This is a genomic window from Ancylobacter sp. WKF20 (genome assembly GCF_029760895.1).
In the GTDB taxonomy this organism is placed as follows: domain Bacteria; phylum Pseudomonadota; class Alphaproteobacteria; order Rhizobiales; family Xanthobacteraceae; genus Ancylobacter.
Window position 1 is genome coordinate 1,186,169 of the sequence record NZ_CP121679.1, and the last position, 20,400, is coordinate 1,206,568.

Annotated in this window: 21 protein-coding genes and 1 tRNA gene; 10 read left to right on the forward strand and 12 right to left on the reverse strand. The window is 67.1% G+C overall.

The genetic code is table 11. From position 1 onward, the window contains the following. Positions 1-19: 19 nt before the first annotated feature. Positions 20-259 carry a DUF2842 domain-containing protein gene (locus AncyloWKF20_RS05375; protein ID WP_279316872.1) on the reverse strand — a complete coding sequence of 80 codons (240 nt, stop codon included), beginning with the start codon at positions 257-259 and terminating at the stop codon, positions 20-22. Between the two features lie 173 nt (positions 260-432). Here AncyloWKF20_RS05375 and AncyloWKF20_RS05380 point away from each other — a divergent pair, with 173 nt between their 5' ends. Further along, entirely contained in the window at positions 433-1,521 is a 1,089-nt protein-coding gene (locus AncyloWKF20_RS05380; RefSeq protein WP_279316873.1) for a COX15/CtaA family protein, read from the forward strand. Positions 1,522-1,567: 46 nt separating this feature from the next. Here the strand turns inward: AncyloWKF20_RS05380 and uvrA are convergent, their stop codons facing one another. Together uvrA and AncyloWKF20_RS05390 are read right to left on the reverse strand one after the other, a co-directional pair. Beyond that, positions 1,568-4,471 carry an excinuclease ABC subunit UvrA gene (gene uvrA, locus AncyloWKF20_RS05385; RefSeq protein ID WP_279316874.1) on the reverse strand — a complete coding sequence of 968 codons (2,904 nt, stop codon included), beginning with the start codon at positions 4,469-4,471 and terminating at the stop codon, positions 1,568-1,570. Positions 4,472-4,539: 68 nt separating this feature from the next. Beyond that, entirely contained in the window at positions 4,540-4,704 is a 165-nt protein-coding gene (locus tag AncyloWKF20_RS05390; RefSeq protein WP_267582466.1) for a hypothetical protein, read from the reverse strand. A gap of 298 nt (positions 4,705-5,002) precedes the next feature. On the opposite strand from AncyloWKF20_RS05390, the gene ssb reads away from it, so the two are divergent. Continuing rightward, positions 5,003-5,566: a single-stranded DNA-binding protein gene (ssb, locus tag AncyloWKF20_RS05395; RefSeq protein WP_279316875.1), complete on the forward strand. Its 564-nt coding sequence runs from the start codon at positions 5,003-5,005 to the stop codon at positions 5,564-5,566. Positions 5,567-5,823: 257 nt separating this feature from the next. Here the strand turns inward: ssb and AncyloWKF20_RS05400 are convergent, their stop codons facing one another. Next, entirely contained in the window at positions 5,824-6,450 is a 627-nt protein-coding gene (locus AncyloWKF20_RS05400) for a MarC family protein (protein ID WP_279316876.1), read from the reverse strand. Between the two features lie 657 nt (positions 6,451-7,107). On the opposite strand from AncyloWKF20_RS05400, the gene gyrA reads away from it, so the two are divergent. The 7 genes from gyrA to tgt all read left to right on the forward strand — a co-directional run bounded on the left by gyrA (position 7,108) and on the right by tgt (position 14,605). Continuing rightward, complete coding sequence (gene gyrA, locus AncyloWKF20_RS05405) at positions 7,108-9,864, forward strand: DNA gyrase subunit A (RefSeq protein ID WP_279316877.1); 2,757 nt, start codon at positions 7,108-7,110, stop codon at positions 9,862-9,864. A gap of 160 nt (positions 9,865-10,024) precedes the next feature. Continuing rightward, positions 10,025-10,606, forward strand: a complete 582-nt coding sequence (locus tag AncyloWKF20_RS05410) for a TIGR00730 family Rossman fold protein (protein WP_279316878.1) — start codon at positions 10,025-10,027, stop codon at positions 10,604-10,606. A gap of 88 nt (positions 10,607-10,694) precedes the next feature. After that, positions 10,695-11,201, forward strand: a complete 507-nt coding sequence (coaD, locus tag AncyloWKF20_RS05415) for a pantetheine-phosphate adenylyltransferase (protein ID WP_267582461.1) — start codon at positions 10,695-10,697, stop codon at positions 11,199-11,201. 42 nt (positions 11,202-11,243) lie between these two features. After that, the gene (locus AncyloWKF20_RS05420) at positions 11,244-11,798 is read left to right on the forward strand and encodes a peptidylprolyl isomerase (protein ID WP_279316879.1); all 555 of its coding nucleotides are present in this window, start codon (positions 11,244-11,246) and stop codon (positions 11,796-11,798) included. Positions 11,799-11,839: 41 nt separating this feature from the next. Beyond that, positions 11,840-12,301: a peptidylprolyl isomerase gene (locus tag AncyloWKF20_RS05425; protein ID WP_267582459.1), complete on the forward strand. Its 462-nt coding sequence runs from the start codon at positions 11,840-11,842 to the stop codon at positions 12,299-12,301. Positions 12,302-12,383: 82 nt separating this feature from the next. Further along, positions 12,384-13,469 (forward strand): tRNA preQ1(34) S-adenosylmethionine ribosyltransferase-isomerase QueA, encoded by a 1,086-nt coding sequence (gene queA / locus AncyloWKF20_RS05430; protein ID WP_279316880.1) that lies wholly within the window; start codon positions 12,384-12,386, stop codon positions 13,467-13,469. Continuing rightward, positions 13,466-14,605, forward strand: a complete 1,140-nt coding sequence (gene tgt / locus AncyloWKF20_RS05435) for a tRNA guanosine(34) transglycosylase Tgt (RefSeq protein WP_279316881.1) — start codon at positions 13,466-13,468, stop codon at positions 14,603-14,605. Before queA ends, tgt begins: the two co-directional genes overlap by 4 nt. A 129-nt stretch (positions 14,606-14,734) precedes the next feature. On the opposite strand, the gene wrbA is transcribed toward tgt, so the two are convergent. Next, positions 14,735-15,334 (reverse strand): NAD(P)H:quinone oxidoreductase, encoded by a 600-nt coding sequence (gene wrbA, locus AncyloWKF20_RS05440; protein ID WP_279316882.1) that lies wholly within the window; start codon positions 15,332-15,334, stop codon positions 14,735-14,737. A gap of 256 nt (positions 15,335-15,590) precedes the next feature. Between wrbA and AncyloWKF20_RS05445 the strand changes: the two genes are divergently transcribed. Beyond that, positions 15,591-15,666 (forward strand) — tRNA-Lys (locus tag AncyloWKF20_RS05445). Between the two features lie 2 nt (positions 15,667-15,668). Here the strand turns inward: AncyloWKF20_RS05445 and AncyloWKF20_RS05450 are convergent. The 7 genes from AncyloWKF20_RS05450 to AncyloWKF20_RS05480 all read right to left on the reverse strand — a co-directional run bounded on the left by AncyloWKF20_RS05450 (position 15,669) and on the right by AncyloWKF20_RS05480 (position 20,349). After that, positions 15,669-16,025 carry a hypothetical protein gene (locus tag AncyloWKF20_RS05450; RefSeq protein ID WP_279316883.1) on the reverse strand — a complete coding sequence of 119 codons (357 nt, stop codon included), beginning with the start codon at positions 16,023-16,025 and terminating at the stop codon, positions 15,669-15,671. Next, complete coding sequence (locus AncyloWKF20_RS05455) at positions 16,003-16,302, reverse strand: hypothetical protein (protein WP_279316884.1); 300 nt, start codon at positions 16,300-16,302, stop codon at positions 16,003-16,005. Before AncyloWKF20_RS05455 ends, AncyloWKF20_RS05450 begins: the two co-directional genes overlap by 23 nt. Positions 16,303-16,416: 114 nt before the next feature. After that, positions 16,417-16,758, reverse strand: a complete 342-nt coding sequence (locus AncyloWKF20_RS05460) for a hypothetical protein (protein ID WP_279316885.1) — start codon at positions 16,756-16,758, stop codon at positions 16,417-16,419. Then, entirely contained in the window at positions 16,755-17,534 is a 780-nt protein-coding gene (locus AncyloWKF20_RS05465; RefSeq protein ID WP_279316886.1) for a glycoside hydrolase family 108 protein, read from the reverse strand. Before AncyloWKF20_RS05465 ends, AncyloWKF20_RS05460 begins: the two co-directional genes overlap by 4 nt. A gap of 66 nt (positions 17,535-17,600) precedes the next feature. Next, a complete protein-coding gene (locus AncyloWKF20_RS05470) occupies positions 17,601-19,853 on the reverse strand; it encodes a hypothetical protein (protein WP_279316887.1) in 2,253 nt (750 codons plus the stop codon). Further along, positions 19,853-20,035, reverse strand: coding sequence for a hypothetical protein (locus AncyloWKF20_RS05475; protein WP_279316888.1), 183 nt, complete (start codon positions 20,033-20,035; stop codon positions 19,853-19,855). Before AncyloWKF20_RS05475 ends, AncyloWKF20_RS05470 begins: the two co-directional genes overlap by 1 nt. Beyond that, positions 20,032-20,349 (reverse strand): hypothetical protein, encoded by a 318-nt coding sequence (locus tag AncyloWKF20_RS05480; protein ID WP_279316889.1) that lies wholly within the window; start codon positions 20,347-20,349, stop codon positions 20,032-20,034. Before AncyloWKF20_RS05480 ends, AncyloWKF20_RS05475 begins: the two co-directional genes overlap by 4 nt. Positions 20,350-20,400 lie beyond the last annotated feature (51 nt).

A 20,400-nucleotide genomic window follows, 5' to 3' on the forward strand; every position in this document is an offset into this window, starting at 1 on the left:
GCTCTTGTGATCGGGTGGATCAGAGCGTTTCCGGCCGCCGGTCGAAGCGCATCATCCAGCGGATTATCCAGCCGGCGGGGAATATCCAGCCGATTCCGAGGAAGACATACGCGAAAAACTGCGCATAGCCGGGCAGGGTGGTCACACGGCCCTGCGCCAGCGCCATGGCGGCCAGCGCCCAGATGATGACCAGCAGCAGCAGCGCCACCGTGCCGATGAATTTGCGCAGGCGCGGGGGCAGGCCCCGTGGGTCGCTCATCGGCTGCTGGCTCATCGCACCGTCCTGTTCGCGTCGGATCACCGGCCGGCGCGAGACAAAGAGTCCGGTTGCGCGCCGCCCGACGCCTCTATATCGCTCGCCGGGCCGGGGAGGAAGCCGCCCGGCCGACGGTGGCCAGCGGGGCTGATGGCCACCCTTGCCAGGAGCGCAGCATGGCCCTTGACCAGACCTTTCCCGCCACCGCCCCGCGCGCCGCGACCGGGGCAGCCGACCGCCTGCGCCCCGTGCGCCTGTGGCTCTATGCCGTGGCGGCGCTGATCGTGCTGATGGTGGTCGTCGGCGGCGCGACGCGGCTGACCGAATCCGGCCTCTCCATCACCGAGTGGAAGCCGGTAACCGGCACGCTGCCGCCGCTCTCCGACGCGCAGTGGCAGGCCGAGTTCGAGAAGTACCGGCAGATCCCGCAATATGTGCAGATCAACCGGGGCATGAGCCTCGACGAGTTCAAATACATTTTCTGGTGGGAATGGGGCCACCGGCTGCTCGGCCGCATCATCGGCTTCGTCTTCCTGCTGCCCTTCCTGTTCTTCCTCTGGCGCGGGCTGATCGACCGGCCGCTTGGCTGGAAGCTCACCGGGCTGTTCGTGCTCGGCGGTCTGCAGGGGGCCGTGGGCTGGTGGATGGTCGCCTCGGGGCTGGTGAACCGGGTGGATGTGAGCCAGTACCGGCTTGCCACCCACCTGACGCTGGCCTGCATCATCCTCGCCGCCACCGTGGCGGTCGCCGTGTCGCTGAAACCCGCCCGTGCGCCGCAGGCGGTGCCGGCCTGGCTGCGCACCAACGCGCATATCCTGCTCGCCGTGGTGGTGCTGCAGATCTTCCTCGGCGGCCTCGTCGCGGGGCTCGATGCGGGCCTCACCTACACGACATGGCCGCTGATGGACGGGCACCTCGTGCCGCCCATGGCCAACCTCTTCGTGCAGCAGCCGGCGTGGCGGAACCTGTTCGAGAACGTGCTGACCGTGCAGTTCAACCACCGGCTTTTCGCCTATGTGCTGCTGGCGCTCGCGCTCGGCCATTACCTCGCCGCGCGCCGGGCGGGCGGGGCGGCACGCCAGCGGGCGCTGCTGATCTTCGGGCTGGTCGCCTGCCAGGCGATGCTCGGCATCCTCACCCTGATCCACCAGGTGCCGATCGACATTGCGCTCACCCACCAGTTCGGTGCGACCATCGTGCTGATCGCCGCGACGGTGCATCTGGTGCGCCTGCGTGAGGCGCCGGCACGGGAGGCCACCCGTTAGGGCGGGGGCAAAGGGCGCGCGGGCTTCCGCTCGCCCGGCCCGGCGCCTACTCCGCCGCGCTACGGGACTTGAGCGGGCGGCGGGCCAGCACTTCGGCGAGGAAGCGGCCGGTGTGGCTGCGTTCGGTCTTGGCGATCACCTCGGGCGGGCCGGCCGCGACGATCTCGCCGCCGCCATCGCCCCCCTCAGGGCCGAGGTCGAGCACCCAGTCGGCGGTCTTGATAACCTCGAGATTGTGCTCGATCACCACCACCGTATTGCCCTGCTCGACCAGCTCGTGCAGCACTTCCAAGAGCTTGGCGACATCGTGGAAGTGCAGGCCAGTGGTCGGCTCGTCGAGGATATAGAGCGTGCGCCCCGTGGCCCGGCGCGACAGCTCCTTGGAGAGCTTGACGCGCTGCGCCTCGCCGCCGGACAGCGTGTTCGCCTGTTGGCCGACCTTGATATAGTCGAGGCCGACTCGCGAAAGCGTCTCCAGCTTCTCGCGCACCGCAGGCACCGCCTTGAAAAACTCGGCACCTTCCTCGACCGTCATGTCAAGAACGTCAGCTATCGACTTGTTCTTGAACGTGACTTCGAGCGTTTCACGGTTATAGCGCTTGCCCTTGCAGACGTCGCAGGTGACGTAAACGTCCGGCAAAAAGTGCATCTCGATCTTGATGACGCCATCGCCCTGGCAGGCCTCGCAGCGCCCGCCCTTCACGTTGAAGGAGAAGCGGCCGGGGCCGTAGCCGCGCGCCTTCGCCTCCGGCAGGCCGGCGAACCATTCGCGGATCGGCGTGAAGGCGCCGGTATAGGTCGCGGGATTCGAACGCGGCGTGCGGCCGATCGGCGACTGGTCGATGTCGATGACCTTGTCGAGATGCTCCAGCCCTTCCAGCCCGTCATGCGCCAGCGGCGGCTCGGAGGCGCCATTGAGCCGGCGCGCAACCGCCTTGTAGAGCGTGTCGACCAGCAGCGTCGACTTGCCGCCGCCCGACACGCCGGTGACGGCGGTGAACAGGCCGAGCGGGATCTCCGCCGTGACGTTCTTCAGGTTGTTGGCGCGGGCATTGACCACGCGAAGCAGCCGCTTGCGGTCCGGCTTGCGGCGCTTGGGCACCGGCACGGTGAGCGCGCCGGTGAGATATTTGCCCGTCAGTGAGTTCGGGTTGGCGAGGATTTCCTGTGGCGTGCCCTGCGCGACAATGCGTCCGCCGTGCACGCCGGCGCCCGGCCCGACATCCACGACGTAATCGGCGGCAAGGATGGCGTCCTCGTCATGCTCGACCACGATCACCGTGTTGCCGAGGTCGCGCAGCCGGCGCAGCGTGCCGAGCAGGCGTTCATTGTCGCGCTGGTGCAGGCCGATGGAGGGCTCGTCCAGCACATAGAGCACACCGGTGAGCCCCGAGCCGATTTGCGAGGCGAGGCGGATGCGCTGGCTCTCGCCGCCGGACAGCGTGCCGGAAGCGCGCGCCAAAGTGAGATAATCCAGTCCCACATCGAGCAGGAAGGCGAGGCGCTCGCGAATCTCCTTGAGAATGCGGACGGCGATCTCGTTCTGCTTGTCGGAAAGCTGGCCGGGCAGGGTGCCGAACCACTCCAGCGCCGCGCGCACGGAAAGCTGCGCGGCGTTGCCGATGTGGCTGCCGGCGATCTTCACCGCCAGCGCCTCGGGCTTCAACCGGAAGCCATTACAGGCGGCGCAGGGCACGGCGGAGAAATATTTGCCGATTTCCTCGCGCGCCCAGTCGCTCTCGGTCTCGCGCCAGCGGCGCTCGAGATTGGTGACGATGCCTTCGAAGGTCTTCGCGGTCTCATAGGCCCGCATGCCATCGTCATAGACAAAGCGGATCAACTCGGACCCGGAGCCGTGCAGGATGACCTGCTGCGCCTTCTCCGGCAGGTCGGCCCATTTGGTGGTCAGCTTGAAGCCGTAATGGCGGGCGAGCGCGTCGAGCGTCTGGCCGTAATAGGGCGACGAGGACTTCGCCCAGGGCGCGATGGCGCCTTGCTTGAGGCTGCGCGTGCGGTCCGGCACGATGAGTTCGGGGTCGATCTTGCTCTCATGGCCGAGGCCATCGCAGACCGGACAGGCGCCGAAGGGGTTGTTGAAGGAGAATAGCCGCGGCTCGATCTCGGGAATGGTGAAACCGGAGACCGGGCAGGCGAATTTCTCCGAGAAGATGATGCGGCGTGCCTCGCCGCCCTCGTCCTTCTCGTCGGCGAATTCGATCACCGCGATGCCGTCGGCGAGGCCGAGCGCGGTCTCGAAAGAATCGGCGAGGCGGCTGGCGATGTCGCCGCGCACGACGAGACGATCCACCACCACGTCGATGTCGTGCTTGAACTTCTTGTCGAGCGCCGGCGCCTCGGCGATCTCGTGGAACTGGCCGTCGATCTTGACGCGCTGGAAGCCCTTCTTCTGGAAGTCCGCCAGTTCCTTTCGGTATTCGCCCTTGCGCCCGCGCACCACGGGCGCAAGCAGGAACAGCCGCGTCTTTTCCGGCAGAGCGAGCACGCGGTCGACCATCTGGCTGACCGTCTGGCTCTCGATCGGCAGGCCAGTGGCCGGCGAATAGGGCACGCCGACGCGCGCCCAGAGAAGGCGCATATAGTCGTAGATCTCGGTGACGGTGCCGACGGTCGAGCGCGGATTCTTCGAGGTGGTCTTCTGCTCGATGGAGATGGCCGGCGATAGGCCGTCGATCTGGTCGACGTCCGGCTTCTGCATCATCTCCAGGAACTGGCGCGCATAGGCCGAGAGGCTCTCGACATAGCGGCGCTGGCCTTCGGCGTAGATCGTGTCGAAAGCGAGCGACGACTTGCCCGAGCCGGACAACCCGGTGAACACCACCAGGCTGTCGCGCGGGATCTCCAGATCCACATTCTTGAGATTATGCTCGCGCGCCCCGCGAATGATGATCGAACGGGCGTCGCGGCGCGGAAGATCCACGCGGTCCTTCATTCCGGTCTCTTTATCGACGGGCAGTGCCAAAACAGGTTCGCTGGGGCGGCCGCCCGTCCCGGCACGGATCAGAAGCCGATGCCCCGCATGGCGAGGGCCGCGACCGCCACGGCGGCGATGAGCCCGCCGGTTACGGCGAGAAGCGCGCGGCGGATCAACGCCTGACGGGCGTCCTCGGCCTGCAGGGCAATGGCGGTGGCGCGGGCGCGCCGGCGATTACGCACGTCGGTCATGATGGGAAAGCTCCCTGGCAATCACGGGGCTTAACATAATGCGGCTCCGGCCGGCTGCAATGTGCGACTCGTCGTCTTGCGTCAGACTAGCCACAATGCTAGGAACATAACAAGAACAATCGCGACGCTGGTACGGCGGACGGGGAGCGGTGCCCGGTCTTGCGGCAGTCGCAACCGGGCAGTGGCATGTGGAAAGGCGCGCGGGCGGGGGCGCAGGCGCGGCAGGGATGGGCTACTATGCCCGCTTCAAGGCGCGCGCGCTCCGCCGCGGGCGTCCGATAGACTCTCGGAGGACGACATGGCGGGCAGCGTCAACAAGGTTATTCTGATCGGCAATCTCGGCCGCGACCCGGAAGTGCGCACCTTCCAGAATGGCGGGCGGGTCTGCAACCTGCGCATCGCCACCTCCGAGACCTGGCGCGACAAGGCCTCCGGCGAGCGCAGGGAGCGCACCGAGTGGCACAGCGTGGTGATCTTCAACGAGAACCTGCTGAAGGTCGCCGAGCAGTATCTGCGCAAGGGCACCAAGGTTTATATCGAAGGCCAGCTGGAGACCCGCAAGGCGACCGACCAGAATGGCGGCGAGCGCTATTTCACGGAAGTTGTGCTGCGCGCCTATCGCGGCGAACTGACCATTCTCGACAGCCGCGGCAGTGGCGGCGGCGAGGGCGGCGGTGACGATTACAGCGCCGGCGGCAGCGATTTCGGTTCGGGCGGCGGCTATTCCGGTGGTGCGTCCTTTGGCGGCGGCGGTTCGCGTGCGAGCGTCGGCGGCGGATCCTTCGGCAATGACCGCAAGCCGGCCCCGGCGAGCGGCGGCGGCAAGTTTGGCGGCGATCTCGACGACGACATCCCGTTCTGAGGTGCGGCGCCAGGTTAAGGCCGGCGCGACACAGCCACCCTGCGCGGCTCAAGAAGCTGCGCGGATCACGGCATAGGCGGGGAGCGGCGCGGCAGGTGCAGGACTGACAGGGCGGCGGCTTTTGCCAAGCCTCCGGCTCCTGTGGTGCCTAGAGGCTTTCTCCCCGGTTTCGCCCAGAGGCGTCCCGGTGGGGGACCCGCCTTTATCGGCGAGGATACTAAGGGCCAAGTGCTCCGCCGCTCGGGCTCCCGCGCGCGTCAGCTGGGAAAGGCGGCGCGGATGCCGTCGATGACAAACTGCACCGCCAGCGCCGTCAGCACCACGCCGAGCAGGCGCGAGAGGATGGCGTTACCGGTGACGCCCAGCAGCCGGTTCACCCCACCGGCGGCGAGATAGACCAGCAGGCAGCTCGCGATCACCAGGAGGGTGATGACGAACAGCGCCGCCAGCCGGGCGGGATCGCCATGCGCCTCGCCGGCCAGCAGCAGCATGGCGGTGATGGCGCCGGGCCCCGCCATGAGCGGGATCGCCAGCGGGAACACCGCCATCATACGCAGCGCCTGTTCGCGCGCCGTGGCGGCGCTGGAATCGATGGTGCGCTCGGTGCGCCGGCCGAACACCATCTCGAAGGAAATGGTGAAAAGCAGCAGCCCGCCGGCAATGCGGAAGGCCGGCAGGGTAATGCCGAGCGCATGCAGCAGCGGCGCGCCGACCAGCCCGAAAAACACCAGAATGGCCAGCGCGATGGCCGAGGAGCGCCAGGCCACCAGCCGCCGCTCGGCCGGCGACAGATCATGCGTCACCGCCAGGAAAAGCGGCGCGAGGCCAATGGGATCGATCACCACCAGCATGGTGACGGCGGCAGAGAAGACGTAGTCGAGCATGGAGCCCCCCCGGTACCGCCCACTGTGCCGACATGGGGCCGTTGTGCAAGGGGAACGGCGCGGGAGATGCGGCTGCGGCGGCAGCAGGCGGAGCGAGGGCGGCGCCATGCCTTGCCGCCGGCGCAAAGCTGGAGGCCGGAAGAGGTCCTGCGGCTGGGAAGGCGGGTAGGGACGATCGGCCTACCGAGAAGCGGCGTCAGAGGATCCGCCGGCCGTTTGGCGGGTACGTGTTGCGAGCCTGCCGTGGCAGTGGCTGACGCGCCCCTCGGCGGCGGCGTTTTCAGAGACGGGGAGCGGAATTGGGTGCGGCAGCCCCGACGACGATGGTTCGCGCGCCCCGAGCGGGCACCATCGGCGTGCGGCCTTGACCAAATCGGCGTGGGCGTCGCTCTCGGGGCTGGCAGGTTGCCGCCCTGGCGGTCTCCGCGGCGCCGGGCGGACCGGCGTTCGCGCCTGCCGGTTTCTCCGGTCCGGGACGCGCTAAAACGCGCGTAAATGCCCCGGTTTGGCCATGATCTCCACAGTTTCTCAAAACGCCCGCATAACACATTGAAAGTGAAACGCTTTTCGCGCGATTGAAACGCGCGCAAAGCTGGCGTTGGCGGCCGGAATCGGCTAGACAATCCTACCTGTTCGGCAACTACGGAAAGTGGTTCCTTGTCCGATTCCGATACGACAAAGCCGGAGGGCGGCGGCCCTACGGACATCCGGCCCGTCTCCATCACGGAAGAACTTTCGCGTAGCTATCTCGACTACGCGATGAGCGTCATCGTTTCGCGCGCGCTGCCTGATGTGCGCGACGGGTTGAAGCCGGTGCATCGGCGCATCCTGTTCTCGATGCGCGAGAACAACTACACGCCCGAGCGGCCCTACAACAAATCCGCCCGCGTCACCGGCGACACGATGGGTAAGTACCATCCGCACGGCAACCTGGCGATTTATGACGCGCTGGTGCGCCTGGCGCAGGACTTCTCGTTGCGTCTGCCGCTGATCGACGGCCAGGGCAATTTCGGCTCCGTGGATGGTGATCCGCCGGCGGCCGAACGCTACACCGAGGTGCGCCTCGCCAAGTCGGCGATGGCGCTGCTGGACGATCTCGACAAGGACACGGTCGACTTTCAGGCCAACTATGACGGGCGCGAGCAGGAGCCGACCGTGCTCCCCGCGCGGTTGCCGAACCTGCTGGTCAATGGTGCGGGCGGCATCGCCGTCGGCATGGCGACCAACATCCCCCCGCATAATCTCGGCGAGGTGGTGGATGCCTGTATCGCGCTGATCGACGATCCCTCGCTCGATGTCGAGAAGCTGCTGGACTATATCCACGGGCCGGATTTCCCCACCGGCGCGCTGATCCTCGGCCGCAGCGGTATTCGCCAGGCCTATCTGACCGGGCGCGGCTCGGTGGTGATGCGCTCGCGCGCCACGATCGAGGAAATCCGCAAGGACCGCGACGCCATCATCGTCACCGAGATCCCGTATCAGGTGAACAAGGCGACGATGATCGAGCGCATCGCCGAGCTGGTGCGCGAGAAGCGGCTGGAAGGCATCGCCGAGATCCGCGACGAATCCTCCCGCGAGGGGATGCGCGTCGTGTTCGAGATCAAGCGCGACGCCCAGGCCGAGGTGGTGCTGAACAACCTCTACCGCATGACCTCGCTGCAGACCTCCTTCGGCGCCAACATGGTGGCGCTGAACGGCGGCAAGCCGGCGCTGATGAACCTGCTCGATCTGCTGACCGCTTTCGTCGCCTTCCGCGAGGATGTGGTTAGCCGGCGAACGAAGTTCCTTCTGCGCAAGGCGCGCGATCGGGCGCATGTGTTGGTGGGCCTTGCCATCGCCGTCGCCAATATCGACGAGATCATCCACACGATCCGCACCTCGCCCGATCCGGCGAGTGCGCGCGAGGCGCTGATGACGCGCGACTGGCCGGCGCTCGACGTCGCCCCGCTGATCGCGCTGATCGACGATCCGCGCCACCGGCTCGGCCCGGACAACACTTACCGGCTGTCCTTCGAGCAGGCGCGCGCCATCCTCGACCTGCGTCTGCAGCGCCTCACCGCGCTCGGCCGCGACGAGGTGGCGGACGAGCTCGACAAGATCGCCGTGGAGATCCGCGAATATCTCGACATTCTCGCCAGCCGAGAGCGCATCCGCACCATCGTCAAGGACGAACTCCTTGCGGTGAAAGCGGAATTCGGCACGCCGCGGAAGACCGAGATTATCGAGGCGGAAGGCGATTTCGAGGATGAAGACCTCATCGCCCGCGAGGACATGGTCGTCACCGTCTCCCATGCGGGCTATGTGAAGCGTGTGCCGCTCTCGACCTATCGGGCGCAGCGGCGCGGCGGCAAGGGCCGCTCGGCGATGCAGACGCGCGACGAGGATTTCGTCACCCGCCTGTTCGTCGCCTCGACCCACGCGCCGGTGCTGTTCTTCTCGTCGAAGGGCCAGGTCTACAAGCTGAAGGTGTGGCGCCTCCCCATCGCCGCCCCGCAGGCGCGCGGCAAGGCGCTGGTGAACATCCTGCCGCTAACCGAAGGCGAGCGCATCACCTCCATCATGGCGCTGCCGGACGAGGAGACGTGGAGCCGGCTACAGATCATGTTCGCCACCACGGGCGGCACGGTCCGGCGCAACGAGCTGTCCGACTTCACCAATGTGAATCGTAACGGCAAGATCGCCATGAAGCTGGAGGAGGGCGAGGCCATCGCCGACGTCCAGCTCTGCACCGAGCAGGACGACGTGCTGCTCACCAGTGCCAACGGCCAGTGCATCCGCTTCCCCGTCACCGAGGTGCGCGTCTTCAAGGGGCGTGACTCCATGGGCGTGCGCGGCATCCAGCTCGAGGGCGCCGACAAGCTCATCTCCATGGCCATCATCCGCCATGTGGAAGCCAGCGTCGAGGAGCGGGCGGCCTATACCAAGCTCGCCAACGCCATGCGTCGCAGCCAGAACGGCGCGGAAGCGGCCGGCGAGGAGCCGGAGGCGGTGATCGAGGCCGATGCCGAGGAAGCCGTCGCCGTGCCGGCCGATATCGACCAGGCGCGCTATATCGAGATGGGCGCGGCCGAGCAGTTCATCCTGACGCTCTCCGAGAATGGCTACGGCAAGCGCACCTCGTCCTATGAGTACCGCACCACGCGGCGCGGCGGTAAGGGCATCGTCGCCATGGCGGTCAATGACCGCAACGGGCCCCTCATCGCCTCCTTCCCGGTGGATGAGGGTGACCAGATCATGCTGGTGACCGATGGCGGCCAGCTCATCCGCTGCCCGGTGAACGGCATCCGCATCGTCGGGCGCGGCAGCCAGGGCGTCATCGTGTTCGACACGGCGGAGGACGAGAAGGTCGTCTCGGTCGAGCGCGTGAGCGAGGACGAGGCGGAAGCCGAGGACGGCGCGGGCGCCGAGGAATGATCCCGCGCGGCCGCCTGCCGTGAATGGCCAGAAACACGCGGAGCGGCGCCGGTAACGGCGCCGTTTCCATGTCGGGCGGCCATTGCGGGCAGGTTCCAATGGCGCGCCGCCTGCCAGGAAACAAAGGGCTTCCACGGGAAGCGACGTCGACGAGGATCTCATGCGCCGTATCTGCGTCTTTCTCGGCTCCAATGCCGGCCGCCGCCCCGCCTATCGCGAGGCCGCCGCCGCCCTCGGGCGGGCGCTCGCGGAGCAGGGCATCGGCCTCGTTTATGGTGGCTCGTCCGTCGGGCTGATGGGCGTGCTCGCCGATGCCGCGCTGGCCGCCGGCGGCGAGGTGATCGGCATCATCCCGCAGCGCCTTGTCGACAAGGAGGTCGCTCATCACGGCCTCGCCGATCTGCGCATCGTCACCTCCATGCACGAGCGCAAGGCGCAGATGGCCGAGCTGGCCGACGCCTTCGTCGCGCTGCCGGGCGGGGCTGGCACGCTGGAGGAGCTGTTCGAGGTGTGGACCTGGGCCCAGCTCGGCAACCACACCAAGCCCTGCGCGGTGCTGGATGTGGAGGGCTATTACCACAGCCTGTTGACCTTCCTCGATCACACGGTGGAGGAAGGCTTCATGCGGCGGGAGCATCGCGACATGCTGGTGGTGGCGGACAGCCCGGCGGAGCTTCTTGGCAAACTCGCCGCCTATCGCGCGCCCACCGTCACCAAATGGATCGACGGCCACGAACGCTAGAACGCCGCAACGGCAGGTCGCGGGTCGGCCGGCGCTTGCGTCCGGCCGTGCGGACGGCTAACCCTTGCCGCGCATCACGAGAGTGCCCATGAGCGCCGCGCGGACCGCTTTTTATCCCGGATCCTTCGATCCGCCGACCAACGGCCATGTGGAAGTGGCGCGCGCCGCCGCCCGGCTGGCCGATCGGCTGGTCATCGGCGTCGGCATCCATCCCGGCAAGACACCTCTGTTCACCGCCGAGGAGCGGCTCGACCTCCTGCGCGAGGTGTTCGAGCCGATTGCGGAAGCCGAGGGCGCGCGCCTCGACTGCGTAACCTTCGACAATCTGGTGGTCGACGCCGCCGAAGCGCAGGGCGCGCATCTGCTCATCCGCGGCCTGCGTGACGGTACCGATCTCGATTATGAAATGCAGATGGCCGGCATGAATGCGGTGCTGAAACCCGCCGTGCAGACCATTTTCCTGCCGGCCTCGCCCATTGCCCGCCCTATCACCGCCACGCTGGTCAGGCAGATCGCCGCCATGGGTGGTGACGTCTCCGCCTTCGTCCCGCCGGCCGTTCTGGCCCGGCTCACCGCGCGTTTTCCGCGGCGCTGATGTTTGGCGGCTCACCCGCCGTCGTTCAACGGAGTTCCTTCCATGATCCGTAGCCTGTTTGCCGCCTTCGCCCTCACTGTCGCGCTGGCCGTGCCGGCGATGGCGCAGGCGCCGAAGCTGCCGCCGAATGTCGATCCGCAGAACACGATCATCATGCAGACCACCAAGGGCCCGGTGATCTTCGTGCTGCGCGCCGACATCGCCCCCAAACACGCCGAGCGCATCAAGACGCTGGCGCGCGAGGGCTATTACGACAACGTGCCGTTCCACCGCGTGATCGAGGGCTTCATGGCCCAGACCGGCGATGGCCAATATGGCAATGGCACGGGCGGCTCGCGCTACCCGAACCTGCCGGCCGAGTTCTCCAACGTGCCCTTCAAGCGCGGCACGGTGGGCATGGCCCGTGCCTCCGCCCCGAACAGCGCCAACTCGCAGTTCTTCATCACCTTCGGTGACGCCTCCTTCCTGAACGGCCAGTACACGGTCATCGGCGAGGTCGTCTCCGGCATGGAGAATGTCGACAAGATCAAGCGCGGCGAGCCGGTTCAGAACCCCGACAAGATCGTTTCGATGAAGGTCGCCGCGGACGTCAAGTAAGACGCCGCGTGCCGCCGATCCCCGTTTCCAAGGAGAGACTTATGTCTGACGCTGCCAACTTTCTGCTGCTCGAGACCACCCAGGGCCCGGTCAAGATCAAGTTCCGCCCGGACCTCGCGCCGAACCATGTCGCGCGCATTGCCGAGCTCGCCACGCAGGGCTTCTATGACAACGTGCCGTTCCATCGCGTGATCGAAGGCTTCATGGCCCAGACCGGCGACGGCCAGTTCGGCAACGGCACGGGCGGCTCGGGCAAGAAGCTGAAGGCCGAGTTCAATGCCGGCCGTCACGTGCGCGGCACGGCCTCGATGGCCCGCGCCCAGCACCCCGATTCCGGCGACAGCCAGTTCTTCATCTGCTTCGCCAACGCTTCCTTCCTCGACGGCCAGTACACCGTGTGGGGCGAGGTCGTGGAAGGCATGGAGAATGTCGACAAGGTGAAGCGGGGCGAGCCGGTGCAGAACCCCGACAAGATCGTCAAGGCGAGCGTCTCCGCCGCCTGATCCCGAGCATCTGGACGAGGCGTCATCCCGGAGGTGCGCGAGCACGCTCCGGGATCGCTGTTTCTGAAGCTGAGTTTTCGCGATGCGTGTCGACCTGTTCGATTTCGAGCTGCCCAATGAGCGGATCGCGCTGCGCCCGGTCTCGCCACGCGACGCGGCGCGGCTGCTGGTGGTGCGCGCCGGCGGCGATCCCGAGCTGACCGATGCCCGGGTGAGCGACCTGCCGGACATCCTCCAGCCCGGCGACGCGCTGGTGGTGAACGACACCCGCGTGCTGCCCGCGCGTCTCGTCGGTATCCGCCGCCGCGACAGCTCGCAGGGCGAGGGCGTCGAGGTCGAGGCGATGCTGCACAAGCGCATCGCCCCCGATAGCTGGCTGGCCCTCGCCCGGCCGGGCAAGCGCCTCGCACCGGGCGACATCATCGTCTTCGCCTCACCCGACGGGGGCCACACGCTCAAGGCGACGCTGGAGGCGAAGGGTGAGGGCGGCGAGGTGACGCTTCGCTTCGTTGGGGCCGGCGCCGAACTCGACGCAGCGATCGCGCTGATCGGCCATATTCCGCTGCCGCCTTACATCGCCGCCAAGCGGGCCGATGATGCGCAGGACCGGCTGGACTACCAGACCATGTTCGCCAATCAGGAAGGCTCGGTCGCCGCGCCCACCGCCGGGCTGCACTTCACGCCCGAGCTGATCCGCCGGCTGGAGCAGCGCGGTGTCGAGACGCATCGCGTCACGCTGCATGTCGGTGCCGGCACGTTCCTGCCCGTGAAGGTTAACGACACCAGCGAACACCGGATGCATGCCGAATGGGGCGAGGTCTCCGCCGCTACCGCTGCCGCCCTGACCGCCGTGAAGGCGCGGGGCGGGCGGGTCGTCACCGTCGGCACCACGGCGACGCGGCTGATCGAAAGCGCCGCCGGCGTGGATGGCTCGCTTCACGCGTGGAGCGGCGAGACCGACATCTTCATCACGCCCGGCTACCGCTTCCGCTTCACCGACGGGATGATGACCAATTTCCACCTGCCGCGCTCGACGCTGGTGATGCTGGTTGCCGCCTTCATCGGTCATGACGAGCAGAAGCGCGCCTATGCCCACGCGATTGCGACGGGCTATCGCTTCTATTCCTATGGCGACGCCTGCCTTTTGCTGCCAAAAGCCCGCGCATGAACGAACAGATCGACTTCCACTATCGCCTGAAAGCCACCGATGGCGCGGCTCGCCTCGGCGAGGTCGTGACCCCGCGCGGCATCATCCGCACGCCGGCCTTCATGCCAGTCGGAACCGCCGCGACGGTGAAGGGCATGTACCCGCAGCAGGTGCGCGAACTCGGCGCCGACATCCTGCTCGGCAACACCTATCATCTGATGCTGCGCCCCACCGCCGAGCGGGTAGCGGAGCTCGGCGGCCTGCATAGCTTCATGCGCTGGCCGCACCCGATCCTCACCGATTCCGGCGGCTTCCAGATCATGTCGCTGGCGGCGCTGCGTAAGATGAACGAGAAGGGCGTCACCTTCCGCTCGCACATCGACGGCTCCTATCACGAGCTGTCGCCGGAGCGCTCGGTGGAGATCCAGGGCCTGCTCGGCTCGGACATCCAGATGCAGCTCGACGAATGCGTGAGACTGCCGGCCACCAAGGACGAGATCGCCCGTGCGCTGCGCCTTTCGCTGCGCTGGGCGGAGCGGTCGAAGAAGGCGTTCGAGAGCCAGCCAAAGGGCAGGGCGCTGTTCGGCATCGTGCAGGGCGGTGACGACCCGGCGCTGCGCGAGGAATCCGCGCGCGGCCTCGTCGATATCGACTTCCCCGGCTATTCCATCGGCGGCCTCGCGGTTGGCGAGCCGCAGGCGGTGATGCTGGCGATGATCGAGGTGGTCGCGCCGATCCTGCCGACGCACAAGCCGCGCTATCTGATGGGCGTCGGCACGCCCGACGACATGATCGAGGCAGTCGCGCGCGGGGTCGACATGTTCGACTGCGTGATGCCGACCCGCGCCGGCCGGCACGCGCTGGCCTTCACCCGCTTCGGCAAGATCAATCTGAAGAACGCCCGGCACGCCAATGATCCGCGCCCGCTGGACGAGGAAAGCGGCTGCCCGGCGGCGCGGGACTATTCGCGCGCCTATCTCCACCACCTCATCCGCTGCGACGAGATGTTGGGCTCCATGCTGCTGACCTGGGTGAACCTCGCCTATTACCAGAGCCTGATGGCCGGCGCGCGGGCCGCCATCGGCGAGGGACGCTTCGAGGCGTACAAGGCCGAGGTGAAGGAAGGCTGGGCGCGCGGCGACATTCCGGCGCGCTGAGGCGCGATAGCGCGCCCTTAGACGACGTCATCCCGGACGGGCCATCGGCCCGGTCCGGGATCGCGTGATATCGGAGGACGGTCCCGGCTCCGCGCGTCGCGCGGTCCGGGACAACGTCGCGATGGTCGATCAGCCGTGCAGCTTGGCGGCGATGGTTGCCACATGCTTGCCCTGGAAGCGGGCGCCGGCGAGTTCGACCTCGGAAGGCTGGCGCGAGCCGTCGCCGTCGGTGATCGTCGCGGCGCCGTAGGGCGAGCCGCCCTTGATCTCATCTAGGCCCATCTGGCCGGCGAAGGCGTAGGGCAGGCCGACCACGACCATGCCGTGATGCAGCAGCGTCGGGACGAAGCCGAGAATGGTGGATTCCTGGCCGCCATGCTGGGTCGCGGAGGAAGTGAACACCGAACCGACCTTGCCGACCAGCGCACCGGCGAACCACAGGCCACCGGTCTGGTCGATGAAGCTGCGCAGCTGCGAGGCGACGGAGCCGAAGCGGGTGCCCGAGCCGAAGATGATGGCGTCGTAATTCTTCAGGTCGTCCACGGTGGCGACCGGCGCCTTCTGGTCGAGCTTGAAGTGGTTCGCCTTGGCGATGTCTTCCGGCACCGTCTCGGGAACGCGCTTCACGTCGACAGTCGCGCCAGCTTCGCGGGCGCCCTCGGCGACGGCCTCCGCCATGGTCTCGATGTGACCATAGGTCGAGTAGTAGAGAACGAGAACTTTGGCCATGGGATCAACTCCTTGGGTCGGATCGCCGGACCGGGTGCGGCCCTGCTGAATGCGTGGCGCGAAGCTAGTACCGGCACCTTCATGGCGAAAGCGGTATGATCGACAGAGCGATCTTGCAGCCGTGCAATAGACGCCTGGACGACAGCAGCGGCGTGCATCCCGGCAATCGCTCCACACGCCGGCTGTGCGCGACCACTGCCCGCGACCATGGGCGGCTTGCCAAGGCCGGTCGAAACCCTTAATCCCCCCGGCGTGGGAGCCCGTAGCTCAGCAGGTAGAGCACGTGACTTTTAATCATGGGGTCCTGGGTTCGAGTCCCAGCGGGCTCACCACATTATAAGCCCTTGCCATGATGGGGCTTTTTGCGACTGGCGCGCGCCTCTGCAATGAGAACATCAGCAGAACGTGCGACCCTTGCGACGGGGTCGCACGGTCGCACGTGCGACTTTTGTTCCTCAACCCCATGTTTTTCGGGGCGCCACATGCCACCCATGGCGCCCGCCAGTTCGACCAGGAGGCGCCGCACGCGGGCGTCATCGAGCGGGATCCGCAGCGCCGGCACGGGGTCGCCATCCACAGGCGCCAGCTCGATCACCAGCTCGGCCGTCTGCCGCGTCGGCCGCACGATGCGCGGGCCGATCTGGGGATGAAGCCGGATGCCGGCCGACTTATCGCTGCTCGATTCGGCCAAGGCGGGTGTCCAGCTTCTCGACGGTCTTGGAAAGGGCGATCACCTGCTCGTCGGTGCGCACCCACCGCTGCATCAGATCCGTCTGCATCATGATCTGCTGCGCCTGCTGCGACGACTGCGCTTCCAGCAGGCCAAGCCGCATGGTCAGCTGGCCGTAGGCATAGCCGGCGCCCAGCAGCACCGAGAGCAGGGCGCCCAGATTGATCGGGTTCAGCGTGAAGTCCAGCCGCAGGCGCGGCCGGGGCGTGGTGCCGTGCGGGCGCGGCATGTCGTTCATGGGCGCCACCCGCACACGGTCTCGCCCGCCTGGTTATGCGCCTTCACCTGGCGGATGGTGGCGTCCGTGTCGGCGTCAGCCCAGCGGATCGGCTGGAACACGTCGCACACGGCCTTACCCGTCGTCCCGCTTCCAGCCGTCGTTGTCGCGCAGCCGCCCAGCAGCAGCGTCACGGTCAGCGCGGGCGCGAGCATCAGCACCCTTCCTGCGAATGTCGTCGGCAAGGGTTTGCTCCTTTTCTCGGGCGCGGGTCTGGGCGCCGGCCGCGCCATGGTTGCGGCCGGCGAGATAGGCGAGGAAGGCGGCGCCGGCGGCGAGCGCGGCCGCGCGCAGCGGGGCGGGCATCAGCAGCCAGAACGGGCGCCACACCGACCAGGTGGCCGCGAGCAGCACCACGACGCCGGCGAGCCAGAGCCACCAGGGGCTGTTGTCGAGCAGCCAGCCCAGGGCGCTCATGCGTCGGCGCTCCGCATGCGACGCACGAAGTAGAAGCCGGCGCCGGCAATGGCGGCGATGATGAGCGCTGCCAGCGCCCAGGCCAGCGGCGAGCTGGGGTCGGTCGCGGCGGTCAGGAAGGCGGAGAAAATGCTCACCAGCCCGCCAATGCCCTCGGGCGATTTGATGATGTCGGGCAGGCCACGGTCCTGCGGCAGCGCCTTCGGCTCGCCCGGCTCGGCCGGCGGCGCGGGGTCGATGGTCGCCTTAGTGCTCGCCATGCCCGCCGCCATGCGCCTGGAAAGCTCGCGCACATCGGCCACGCGCCGCGTCCAGCCGGCACCGAAATGGCGGAAGGTGGCGAGCGTGCGCAGCATGGCAAGGCGACGGTCGCACACGCCGTCGATGATGGTGCCCACCGGCACGGCGCGGGCGGCGGCGAGGGTCGCTTCGCCGATCACGCCATCGGCGCGCACGCCAAGGGTGCGCTGCAGCCACTTCGCGGCCTGCGCCGGGCCGGAATGCACGGCCCCATCGAACATGCAGAAGTCGATGCCGGCCGGCAGCTCGTCGCAGCGGCAGGCGTCCCAGTACTGCAGGCGATAGATGTCCTCGATCTCGGCGGAGGAAATATGCCGCACGCTGGTCGGCGCCTGCCCCCGGCGCCGGCGATAGCCGTCATAAACCCGCTGGGTGATGCCCCGCATGGTGGCGCCGCCCGGATCGGCCGGGTGGTCGGCATAGCCGCCCTCATGCTTCAGCGTGGCGGTGAGCGAGGGCCGGAAGTTCACACGCATGGCCGGGGCCTCCATGGATCAGGAGGCCCCAGAATGGCGTCAGGCGGGGAGGGTCAACCGAGGGCGTCAATTTGCCAGCGCGTGCAGCATGCACCCCAGCACCGGCTCGGCGTACTGGTGGTATCCGCCGCCCCCCGACACTGCATGCACCTCATCTGTCAGGTTGCGCGTTTGAACCCCCGTGATGGCATCGGTGGATGCCACCGTATGGGGATAAAAGACCATGCCCGCCATGTGCGCCCAAGCCGGCGCGAGATAGACGCCCTCGCCGACCCGATTATCGAACAGCTCCAGCTTCTTACGGATGAGGATCGCCGTCTGGTTGATCCATTTCCAGAAACCGTCCTGCCGCCATCCGTTGGTCTCGCAGGCGACGACGATGCGACCGTTGGTGAAGGTGGCGCGAAAGTCATTCACAATGAACGCCTGGCCGAGCGCCATGATGGTGGTATCCATCGCAGCCGTGCCGCTGGTCGCGCCGCCATCGTTCCGGCCGAGACCAAAGGTGACGATCAGCTTGTCAGTCGTCGGGATGCTCACCGACCCGTTGGCCGCCCATGTCGACCACGAGAAGATGGAATAGGTCGCCTTGACCGTGCTGGCGGCAACGTCCGCTGCATAGCTGGTGCGCGCACCAGTGCCCGGTGCGTAGCTCAGTGCCGCGTCATCGTTCGCAAAGCACACATTGGGATTTGCTTCGAGGATCGCGAGGTCGGTGGGGTTGGCCACGGTGAGCGTGCGCAGGAAGGGGTTGGTGCCCGGTCGCGTCCTGCCAATATAGTCGGACGTGCTCCAGCCGGCCCGCCCTTCATGCTTGCCCGTGACCGTGCCGGCGCCATCGTCGAAGTCATTCGAGACGGTGCCATAGGTCTGCACCGTCAGGCCGAATCCGGCGAGCCGCCAATAGAGCGCCTGCGCGATGTACCGGCCAAGGCTGTCTCCGAGATGGGTCCATTTGATCGTGCCGGACGACGGCGCGGGCACGACGACCTTGTTGACCGTCCGCGCCCGCACGGTGTTGGGCGCGTCCGGGTCCACCTGCACGAGCTCGAAGGTGGAGCCCGGCAGATCCGCCTCATTGACCAGCAGCGAATTGCGAATCTGCTGCGCATAGGGCGGCTTGGCCGTGTCGGACGCGCCGGCGCTGGTGAGCCAGTGCACGAAGCGGTCGCTGGGGTAGCGACGCTGAACCAGCATGTTTGGAAGGTAGAAGGAGACATCGCGCCCTTGCACCATATAGGCCGTGCTGGGGTAGAGGATGAGCCGGTCGTCGACCGACCAATACTCCGGCTGCTCGGCCGTGACGCGCGCCAGAAAGTCGATCAGCCGGGCAACCGGCGAGGTCGGCGACGTGTCATCCCAATTTCCGAGCATCAGCTCGTACTCGATATCGAGATCACCGACGCTCGACGTATCCCACACCATGCGGTCGGCGCCATTGGCGCCGACTGTGAGCTTGATGCCGTGCCACTTGCCATCCGGCTGGAGCGTCACCTTGTTGCCGGAGCCCGAAACGGAACTGTCGAGCTGTACCGCCATCGACGCGACGCTGGAGCGCCGAATGCGGTAAAGGAACAGTGCGGTCGAGCCGGCTGGGATGCTGCGGATCGACATCAGCTTGTCATTGGCGGCGGTCAGCGTCGCCGTGAAATAGCTCAGGCCGGCCGCCGAGACGGTCCAGCCGCCACCCGTGGCCATCAAGGTGGTGGTGAGGCTCTGATTGGTGAGCGTCCCGATCTTGTCAGTCTCATGCGAGACCATCTCCCACATCGCCTGCATCAGCGGGGCGATGCTGCCAGAGGCGCTCATATCAGCAACGGAACCCGGCAGAAGGATGTAATGCAGGCGCCCGCTGCTGTTGGCGGACGAGAACCCGATCTGATTGGCCGCGCGTGTCGTGACGGTGATTTCCACCAAACGCGGCAGCCCGTCCGGATTGAGGTTTACGTTGCTCGACGCGGAGCCGGCGCCATTGCGATAGAGGTAGCAGCGGAAATATCCCCCGCTGTTAATCACGCCGCTGTCCACTCGATAGATGAGCGTGACCTTGCTACCTACCGCGCAGTCGGCGGTGAAATTCTGGATGACGCTCTGCCCGCCGCCGGCATTACTGAAGCTGAGATCGTTGATGCCGTTCGGCGTGAAGTAGGCCGACGACCCTGCCGCTGCGGCCACGAGGTTCAGCGAGGTGAGTGCCGCGGCGTTGAGGCCGCCTGAGAACGCAGCGGAAGTCTGCGCGCTCACGACGCCTGCCGCGTCCTCGCCATAGAGCTTGGCAAGTGCCGCTGTCGGCAGCTCATCGGACTTCTGAACAGGCATCAGGAGAGCTCCTTTACAGCAAAAACGGCATAGCTGCCGTCGGCGCGCTTGATGGAAAATGTGGGGTAGTCGCCGCTTGCCTGTTTCACGGCTAGGAAGCGATACCCGCCGGGCGCCGTCTCAACGTTGCGCGCCCCGCTGAGCGCCACCTGCGTGATGGCGTTGCCGGTGCCGATCATCATTTGTCGCGGATCCCGTACACCTCGACGCCCACCGTGGTGCCGGTGGAGAGCACGCGGCGCAGCTGGACGGGGGGCAGGGGCTGCAGGCCGGGCAGCAGCTTCACGGCGCAGGGGGAGGCATCGGCATTGTCGACGCCCACCAGCTGCACCGTGCCAAAGCCGCCAGCGACATCCGGCGGACAGAACGCCCAGGCGGCCTTGTAATAGACGGCGAGGTCCGTATCGGCCGGGGTGATCTTCTCGATCATCCGGCCGGGCGAGGTGATCGACGCGCCAAGGTTGGCGTAGGGGTCTTTGCCGGGTTCATAGGGCATGGGGCGCTCCTGTGCTGGTGTCAGCATGGAGCGCCCCGCGCAGGGTCAACC

Coding starts and splice junctions, on each gene's coding strand:
- uvrA (WP_279316874.1), bottom strand. CDS start 4,471: ATGAAGGACCGCGTGGATCTTCCGCGCCGCGACGCCCGTTCGATCATC.
- coaD (WP_267582461.1), top strand. CDS start 10,695: ATGAGCGCCGCGCGGACCGCTTTTTATCCCGGATCCTTCGATCCGCCG.
- AncyloWKF20_RS05420 (WP_279316879.1), top strand. CDS start 11,244: ATGATCCGTAGCCTGTTTGCCGCCTTCGCCCTCACTGTCGCGCTGGCC.
- AncyloWKF20_RS05480 (WP_279316889.1), bottom strand. CDS start 20,349: ATGCCCTATGAACCCGGCAAAGACCCCTACGCCAACCTTGGCGCGTCG.
- AncyloWKF20_RS05475 (WP_279316888.1), bottom strand. CDS start 20,035: ATGATGATCGGCACCGGCAACGCCATCACGCAGGTGGCGCTCAGCGGG.
- AncyloWKF20_RS05470 (WP_279316887.1), bottom strand. CDS start 19,853: ATGCCTGTTCAGAAGTCCGATGAGCTGCCGACAGCGGCACTTGCCAAG.
- AncyloWKF20_RS05375 (WP_279316872.1), bottom strand. CDS start 259: ATGAGCGACCCACGGGGCCTGCCCCCGCGCCTGCGCAAATTCATCGGC.
- AncyloWKF20_RS05380 (WP_279316873.1), top strand. CDS start 433: ATGGCCCTTGACCAGACCTTTCCCGCCACCGCCCCGCGCGCCGCGACC.
- AncyloWKF20_RS05425 (WP_267582459.1), top strand. CDS start 11,840: ATGTCTGACGCTGCCAACTTTCTGCTGCTCGAGACCACCCAGGGCCCG.
- queA (WP_279316880.1), top strand. CDS start 12,384: ATGCGTGTCGACCTGTTCGATTTCGAGCTGCCCAATGAGCGGATCGCG.
- AncyloWKF20_RS05400 (WP_279316876.1), bottom strand. CDS start 6,450: ATGCTCGACTACGTCTTCTCTGCCGCCGTCACCATGCTGGTGGTGATC.
- wrbA (WP_279316882.1), bottom strand. CDS start 15,334: ATGGCCAAAGTTCTCGTTCTCTACTACTCGACCTATGGTCACATCGAG.
- AncyloWKF20_RS05465 (WP_279316886.1), bottom strand. CDS start 17,534: ATGCGTGTGAACTTCCGGCCCTCGCTCACCGCCACGCTGAAGCATGAG.
- tgt (WP_279316881.1), top strand. CDS start 13,466: ATGAACGAACAGATCGACTTCCACTATCGCCTGAAAGCCACCGATGGC.
- AncyloWKF20_RS05390 (WP_267582466.1), bottom strand. CDS start 4,704: ATGACCGACGTGCGTAATCGCCGGCGCGCCCGCGCCACCGCCATTGCC.
- AncyloWKF20_RS05410 (WP_279316878.1), top strand. CDS start 10,025: ATGCGCCGTATCTGCGTCTTTCTCGGCTCCAATGCCGGCCGCCGCCCC.
- AncyloWKF20_RS05460 (WP_279316885.1), bottom strand. CDS start 16,758: ATGAGCGCCCTGGGCTGGCTGCTCGACAACAGCCCCTGGTGGCTCTGG.
- AncyloWKF20_RS05455 (WP_279316884.1), bottom strand. CDS start 16,302: ATGAACGACATGCCGCGCCCGCACGGCACCACGCCCCGGCCGCGCCTG.
- ssb (WP_279316875.1), top strand. CDS start 5,003: ATGGCGGGCAGCGTCAACAAGGTTATTCTGATCGGCAATCTCGGCCGC.